We start from the raw sequence: 818 nt of genomic DNA on the forward strand, positions 1-818 counted from the left end.
TGGCGTTGCTGGGGCTGACGGTGGTGGCGTTCGCGTTCGGTTATGCGATGGCGGGGCGGGTGTTGTCGCCGTTGGGGCGGATCACGCGGACCGCGCAGCGGGTGGCGGGGTCGGATCTGCACCGGCGGATCGAGCTGGGGGGTCCGGACGACGAGCTCAAGGAGCTGGCGGACACCTTCGACGAGATGCTCGACCGGCTGGACCGGGCGTTCGAGTCGCAGCGGCGGTTCGTGGCCAATGCCTCGCACGAGCTGCGGACGCCGCTGGCGATCAACCGGACGCTGCTGGAGGTGCAGCTGGCCGATCCGGACGCCTCGCCGGAGCTCGCGCAGCTGGGCAAGACGCTGCTGGCCACCAACGAGCGCAGTGAGCAGCTCGTGGAGGGCCTGCTGCTGCTGGCGCGCAGCGAGAACAAGGTCGTGGACAAGAAGCCGGTCGATCTCTCCGAGGTCGCCGCTCAGGCGGTGGACCAGATCCGTGAGGAGGCGCAGGCCAAGGGCATCGCGCTGCGCGGGGTGCGCCAGCAGGCCTTCGTCCAGGGCAACGGTGTGCTCCTGGAACGCATCGCTTTGAACCTCGTGCAGAACGCGGTGCGCTACAACCTGCCGGAGGACGGGTGGGTCGAGGTCAGTACCGAGCCGCAGCCGGGGTGTGCGGTGCTGGTGGTCACCAACACCGGGCCGGTGGTCCCCGCCTATGAGGTGGAGAACCTCTTCGAGCCGTTCCGCCGGCTGCGCACCGAGCGCACCGGCAGCGACAAGGGCGTCGGTCTGGGCCTGTCCATCGTCCGCTCGGTGGTCCGCGCACACGACGGCACC

General features: G+C 70.0%; 1 protein-coding gene. It reads left to right on the plus strand.

The features are described 5' to 3' along the window. Positions 1 to 818: sensor histidine kinase (locus tag IG62_RS0140955; protein ID WP_030816370.1), on the plus strand; the 818-nt coding region annotated here is incomplete at both ends.

Source organism: Streptomyces sp. NRRL S-337, from assembly GCF_000720175.1.
Lineage (GTDB): Bacteria > Actinomycetota > Actinomycetes > Streptomycetales > Streptomycetaceae > Streptomyces > Streptomyces siderophoricus.